Source organism: Mesorhizobium sp. M5C.F.Ca.IN.020.29.1.1 (genome assembly GCF_003997375.1).
Lineage (GTDB): Bacteria > Pseudomonadota > Alphaproteobacteria > Rhizobiales > Rhizobiaceae > Mesorhizobium > Mesorhizobium wenxiniae.
This window is the reverse complement of the sequence record NZ_RZSW01000376.1, coordinates 1-6294: the sequence shown is the minus strand read 5'-3', so window position 1 is coordinate 6294 and position 6294 is coordinate 1. Positions and strand designations below refer to the sequence as shown.

The 6294-nt window shown below is 62.5% G+C and carries 7 protein-coding genes; 4 read left to right on the top strand and 3 right to left on the bottom strand.

Annotation, left to right across the window (positions count from 1 at the left end):
* The first annotated feature begins 52 nt into the window (after positions 1 to 52).
* On the top strand, positions 53 to 532 hold the full coding sequence (locus EOA85_RS24545; protein ID WP_127211492.1) for a hypothetical protein: 480 nt from the start codon (positions 53 to 55) through the stop codon (positions 530 to 532).
* On the opposite strand, the gene EOA85_RS24540 is transcribed toward EOA85_RS24545, so the two are convergent.
* Positions 504 to 1145: a LysE family translocator gene (locus EOA85_RS24540; RefSeq protein WP_065007291.1), complete on the bottom strand. Its 642-nt coding sequence runs from the start codon at positions 1143 to 1145 to the stop codon at positions 504 to 506. The genes EOA85_RS24545 and EOA85_RS24540 overlap by 29 nt on opposite strands.
* Before the next feature lie 191 nt (positions 1146 to 1336).
* Between EOA85_RS24540 and EOA85_RS24535 the strand changes: the two genes are divergently transcribed.
* From EOA85_RS24535 to leuB, 3 genes are all read left to right on the top strand, one after another.
* On the top strand, positions 1337 to 2560 hold the full coding sequence (locus EOA85_RS24535) for an argininosuccinate synthase (RefSeq protein WP_127211491.1): 1224 nt from the start codon (positions 1337 to 1339) through the stop codon (positions 2558 to 2560).
* Between the two features lie 398 nt (positions 2561 to 2958).
* Positions 2959 to 3342 (top strand): RidA family protein, encoded by a 384-nt coding sequence (locus EOA85_RS24530; RefSeq protein ID WP_065007293.1) that lies wholly within the window; start codon positions 2959 to 2961, stop codon positions 3340 to 3342.
* A 268-nt stretch (positions 3343 to 3610) separates the two neighbouring features.
* Positions 3611 to 4714, top strand: a complete 1104-nt coding sequence (gene leuB / locus EOA85_RS24525) for a 3-isopropylmalate dehydrogenase (RefSeq protein ID WP_127211490.1) — start codon at positions 3611 to 3613, stop codon at positions 4712 to 4714.
* A 419-nt stretch (positions 4715 to 5133) separates the two neighbouring features.
* Here the strand turns inward: leuB and EOA85_RS24515 are convergent, their stop codons facing one another.
* Positions 5134 to 5832, bottom strand: a complete 699-nt coding sequence (locus tag EOA85_RS24515; protein WP_127211489.1) for a DUF805 domain-containing protein — start codon at positions 5830 to 5832, stop codon at positions 5134 to 5136.
* Positions 5833 to 6107: 275 nt separating this feature from the next.
* Positions 6108 to 6294: hypothetical protein (locus EOA85_RS37700; protein ID WP_164759852.1), on the bottom strand; the 187-nt coding region annotated here is incomplete at its 5' end.

Below are 6294 nucleotides of genomic sequence, written 5' to 3'. Positions count from 1 at the left end.
AGGTCGACCGGCTGGCGCTGGAAGCGATGATGATCGCGGGGCACGGCGAGGCGTGAACCGCCTTGTCGCCTATCTCATTCGCTTCGCCGTCATCCTGATCGGCTATGTCGTCGCCGCGCTGGCGGCCAGCGCCTTCCTCAACATCATGTTTCTGGCGTCGCTGGGACTGATGACGGACGAGACGCAACCGGCGGCGCAGGCCTCGCTATGGTTTTCCGTTCCCTTCGTCGCGCTGTTCGTCGCCTATTTCGCCTTCATGCCGGCGGCCATCGCCATCCTCGTCTCCGAGTTCTTCGGCCGGCGCGACTGGCTGTTCTACGCGCTGGCGGGTGCGGTGGTCGCTGCGGTTTTCCTCGGCTTCGCCTACCAGACCTCCCATGCCAATTTCGAGATCACCGATCCGCGCGTCGTCGCTGCCGTGGTCGGCTGCGGCATGGTCGGCGGCATTTTCTACTGGCTGAGCGCCGGGCGCTGGGCCGGAAGCTGGCGCAAAATCGGAAACCCTATTTCGCCTGGGCGGTCAGGATCTTGAGCGCGAAGGCCGAAAACACCCCGGCGAACAGATAGTCGACGCCGCGCGTCACCCGCGGGCTGGCCTTCATCGCCGTCGAGAATTTCTCTGCCGCAAAGACCATCGGCGCTGTTACCGGGATCGACAAAACGACGAACATCGCGCCGAGGAAGAACAGCTTTCCGGGCGCGTTCGGATCATGGGCGGAGACGAACTGCGGCAGGAAGGTCATGAAGAACAGGATGATCTTCGGGTTGAGTAGATTGACGCCGAGCCCTGCCGCCCAGGCGCGGAACAGAGAAATCTCAGGCCCGCTCTTCTTCTCCGGCGAAAAGGCCGACCCCCTGGTGATTGCCTGCCAGGCCAGGAAGACGAGATAGCCGGCGCCGAAAACCTTGAGCGCGAGAAAGGCCCCCGGCGAGGCGACGATCAGCGCCGAGACGCCGACCACCACCAGCGTCGTGTGGATCAGCGTACCACACAGTGCGCCGGCCATCGAGGCAAAGCCGGCGGCGCGGCCCTGGCTCAGCGTGCGCGACACGAACAGCGTCATATCAGGCCCCGGCGTGATCGCCAGGATCACGGTGGCGATGGCGAACTGGATCAGCGTCGAGGTGTCGGGAATGAAGGACATCGGCAGGCCTTTGGAGGCGTAAGACGGCGAAGCCTATAGCGCAGGCAGGGTGCCTGCGCCAGAGACTGGACCGCGCAATAGCTGATCCAGCGTGCCTGTCGCACCCTTCGTCCCTTGCACTAGCCGGAATTGGCGTGATACCTCGCCCGCCGAGAACCCTTGTCGCGGAACCGCCAACAATGTCCCCCAGCATGTCAAAAGCAAAAGCCGTCAAGAAGGTCGTGCTCGCCTATTCCGGCGGCCTCGACACTTCCATCATCCTGAAATGGCTGCAGACCGAGCTCGGCGCCGAGGTCGTCACCTTCACCGCCGATCTCGGCCAGGGCGGCGAGCTGGAGCCGGCGCGGCGCAAGGCCGAGATGATGGGCATCAAGGACATCCGTATCATGGATGTCCGCGAGGAGTTCGTTTCCGACTTCGTGTTCCCGATGTTCCGCGCCAATGCCGTCTATGAAGGCACCTATTTGCTCGGCACCTCGATCGCGCGGCCGCTGATCTCCAAGCACCTCGTCGAGATCGCCAAAGAAACCGGCGCCGATGCGATCGCCCACGGCGCCACCGGCAAAGGCAACGACCAGGTCCGATTCGAGCTTTCGGCCTATGCGCTCAACCCCGACATCAAGGTCATCGCGCCATGGCGCGATTGGTCGTTCAAGTCGCGCACCGACCTGATCAATTTCGCCGAGCAGCACCAGATCCCGGTGCCGAAGGACAAGAGGGGCGACGCGCCGTTTTCGGTCGACGCCAACCTGCTGCATTCGTCCTCCGAAGGCAAAGTGCTGGAAGATCCGTGGAGCGAGCCGCCGGAATTCGTCCATCAGCGCACCATCTCGCCGATGGACGCGCCGGACAAGGTCACCGAGATCGAAATCGAATTCCTGAAGGGCGATCCGATCGCGCTCGATGGCAAGAAGCTGTCACCGGCGACGATGCTGGCGGCGCTCAACGATCTCGGCCGCGACAACGGCATCGGCCGGCTAGACCTTGTCGAGAACCGTTTCGTCGGCATGAAATCGCGCGGCGTCTACGAGACCCCTGGCGGCACGATCCTGATATCAGCCCACCGGGCGATCGAATCGATCACGCTCGACCGGGGTGCTGCCCACCTCAAGGACGAGTTCATGCCGCGCTATGCCGAGCTGATCTACAACGGCTTCTGGTTCGCGCCCGAGCGCCTGATGCTGCAGGCGATGATCGACAAGAGCCAGGAAGATGTCGAAGGCACGGTGCGGCTGAAGCTCTACAAGGGCAACGTCATCGTCACCGGCCGCAAGTCGAAGAAGACGCTCTATTCCGACGCGCTGGTCACCTTCGAGGACGATCGTGGCGCTTATGATCAGAAGGACGCCGAAGGCTTCATCCGCCTCAATGCGCTAAGGCTGCGGACGCTGGCGGCGCGTGGTCGAAAAAGCTAGCCGGTTTCTCTGCACAGAGGGACTTGGCTCTTTGACTGGGCCTGGAAAGAACTGTGGACCGCTGCCGATCGGCTTCCGGCCGCAAGTCTCCAACGCTCGCGATTAGCGTTAGGCCCACCACATCTTCGTCGTCCCACGGCGGAGCAAGGAGCGAAGCGACGCGGCGCAGACCCTGGGATGACGAAGGGAGGGGTGTTTCGGCTAATCTCGAAAGTTGCGATTTGCCACTGAAATTGGCCGCCGAAAAACTATCGACGTTCGCTGCCGGTCCGCTTCCAACTGCGTCGGCCCGATGCCTATCACGGTTTTTGCACTGTCGATCCGCACCGTCTGGCCCATGGCAGGACGACACTTCTTCAGCTCAACTCAACATTGCTTAAAGGATGTGCGAGGGAACCATGCGAAAACTGATCTCCACCGGCTCGCCCTTCGAGAAGACCGCCGGCTATTCGCGCGCCGTGGTACAGGGCGACTGGTGTTTCGTTTCCGGAACGACCGGCTATGACTATGCGACCATGTCGATGCCGGAGACGGTCGAGGCGCAGACGCGCAATTGCCTGGCGACGATCGCCAACGCGTTGCAGGACGGCGGTTTCGAAATGGCCGATGTGGTGCGGGCGCATTACTACATCACCGACGCGGCTTTCGTGGACATCGTCTTTCCGATCCTCGGCGAAGCCTTTGGCGACATCAGGCCGGCTGCGACGATGATCGTCTGCCAGCTCAACAAGCCGGAAATGAAGATCGAGATCGAAGTGACGGCGCTCAAGCGCACGGCCTGAGCGTGGCGGCGGTGCAGAAGCTTGCGCGATGTCGGCTGGACAGCGCCCCGCTGTCCGGCAAGATTGATGGAGCACGAGGATCGCCAAGATGCTCTGAACCAAAGCTTGCGCATAGCCCGCCTGGCGTTTAGCAAGACCGCGGCTCACGACAGCGCCGCGCGTCCTTTTGGACGCGCAAAGGACGCTGTAGAATTTTGGTTCTGCGCATGATCCTTTCCGAAATCGATTCCGATTTTGGGGTCATGCGCCACAGTTTAGGACGGTTCTGATGGCTTCCAAAAATCTTCTCCTACTCGCCGGCGACGGCATCGGCCCCGAGGCGATGGCCGAGGTGAAGAAGCTGATCGTTGCCATGAACGACAAGCTCGGTAGCGGCTTCATCACCGATGAGGGGCTGGTCGGCGGCTGCGCCTACGACGCGCATGGCGCGGCGATTTCCGACGCCGACATGGCCAAGGCGATGGCTGCCGACGCGGTGCTGTTCGGCGCCGTCGGCGGGCCGAAATGGGATGCGGTGCCTTATGAAGTGCGTCCGGAAGCCGGACTGTTGCGGCTGCGCAAGGACATGGAGCTGTTTGCCAATCTCAGGCCCGCCATTTGCTATCCGGCGCTGGCGGCGTCCTCCTCGCTCAAGCAGGAGGTGGTCGAGGGACTCGACATTCTGATCGTGCGCGAGCTCACCGGCGGCGTCTATTTCGGCGAGCCGAAGCAGATCATCGATCTCGGCAACGGCCAGAAGCGCGGCATCGACACGCAGGTCTACGACACGTTCGAGATCGAGCGCATTTCGGGCGTCGCCTTCGAGCTCGCGCGGACACGCCGCAACCATGTGACCTCGATGGAAAAGCGCAATGTGATGAAATCAGGCGTGTTGTGGAACGAGGTCGTCACGCAGACCCACAAGGCGCGCTATGCCGACGTCAAGCTCGATCACATGTTGGCCGATGCCGGCGGCATGCAGCTGGTGCGCTGGCCCAAGCAGTTCGACGTCATCGTCACCGACAATCTGTTCGGCGACATGCTGTCGGACATCGCCGCCATGCTGACCGGCTCGATCGGCATGCTGCCTTCGGCGTCGCTCGGCGCGCCGGATGCCAGAACGAAAAAGCGCAAGGCGCTCTACGAGCCGGTGCACGGTTCGGCGCCCGATATATCAGGCAAGGGCATCGCCAACCCGATTGCCATGATCGCCTCCTTCGCCATGTGCATGCGTTATTCCTTCGGCATGGTCGCCGAAGCCGACCGCCTGGAAAGCGCTATCGCCGCCGTGCTCGACCAGGGCTTGCGCACCAGGGATATCTTGTCCGACGGCATGACCGAAGTCGGCACCACTGAGATGGGCGATGCGATCATCGCCAAGTTCCTGGGTTGAACCCATGGCGGTCGACGTCCGCTGGGCGACGACCGGGATCCGGCGGCACTCGCGCTCATGAGATGGCGGTGCAATACCGGCTGCCGCCGCTCGACGCCGACCGCGCTCTATCGGCTGCAAAAAATGGCTCGGCGACGAAAGCCCTGCCTATCCGCATTTTGCGCTCGCCTTCGTCGAGGGCGATGTCTGCGGGGTGCTTCGGTCGCGATCGCGCAATCCCGGCATTGATCTTGAGCGGCTGCTGTTTCTCAAGGACCTCTTCGGGCGCGAGAATGCCCGCCAACGCGGGTGTCGGTCGGGCGTTGATCGGCTTTCTCCCGCCATTGCCTGTAGCGGTACACTGTGCCGCGCATTGCCTTCCCTGAATCGCGGCCTATTGCTATCTACAGTTGTATGTAGTGGCAAGATACACTTTTCGGCTAAATCCCGACGCCTGTCGGCACCGGACCCCATTGGTTTTCACGGGCCTGCGTCGGGATCAGCGCGAAGACCAGGATGATCAGCCAGCCGATGGTCGGGAGGAACACCACCAGAAAAAGCCAGCCGGTCAAGCCGATGTCGTGCAGGCGACGCACGTTCAGTCCGATCCATGGCAGCGCTGTCGCCAGCAGGAAGATTCCGCAAAGGCCGACCGTCACCACCGGCAATTCGCTTCCATCGGGATCGCCCATGGTGTCGTCGATGGAGAGGCCGGCGCCGACGACCACGATCAGCGCGATCGTCCAGAACAGGCAGAAGCCCCAATATTCCTTGCGGCGGGCACGGCCGGCGAAATTGAAGTAATTTTCAGTCAGGCCCCGCCAGAAATAATCCCACAATCCGGTAGCCGCGGCGGGACCATTTCCAGCGGAACGGCCGAAATGTTGCGGCGCCCCGGGCGCATTGGCGGTTTGAGCCGGGGCGGCGGTTGCGGCGGCCGGCGGACTGGCGGTTTGGGCGCGGATCGAAAAAACGTCGCATGCCCGTCCGCCAGCCGGCTGGAACTCGATGGCCGTGCCCCTGGCCATCGACGCTTCTCGACGCAGATCCTCGCGCGCGAACGTGTAGCGGTTGCCATCGGCTCCGGTGATGAAACCGAAGCCCTGGTCCTCGTCATAGTGAAGAACTTCGCCGCGCATGTCCTGCCCACCCCCATTCGCGTCTCGCCAGACTGTTCAAAGTTCCGGCAGATCGCAAGGGGTATGCGCGGAAATGGGGAAGCAATCGCTTCAGACAAAAGATAGCGCCCCACTCGTGTTGGGAGACGACCAACCGTCGAAGTCTGCGCCGCCCAGCGGGCTTCTCCCCGTTTACGGGGAAGGTGCCGGCAGGCGGATGAGGGGCAGCGCAGACCTGAATCGAGCGAAAGACAGCCCCTTGCAGGCCACGACAAGCCAACGATGCCGGCACGTCGCTAAGCCGGCCGCTTCTTCGATTTCTTGTTCTTGGCGGGTCCGGTCTTTTCGAACTTCGCCTTTGCTGACTTCCCCGCCCAGGGCTTTGCCTCGAACGCGGCAGCGCGCTGATCGGCTGACGGTGTGCGCTTCTCGAATTTGGGCGCATTCTGGTCGAACGTCCGCTTGCCGCGGTGAGGCTTCTTG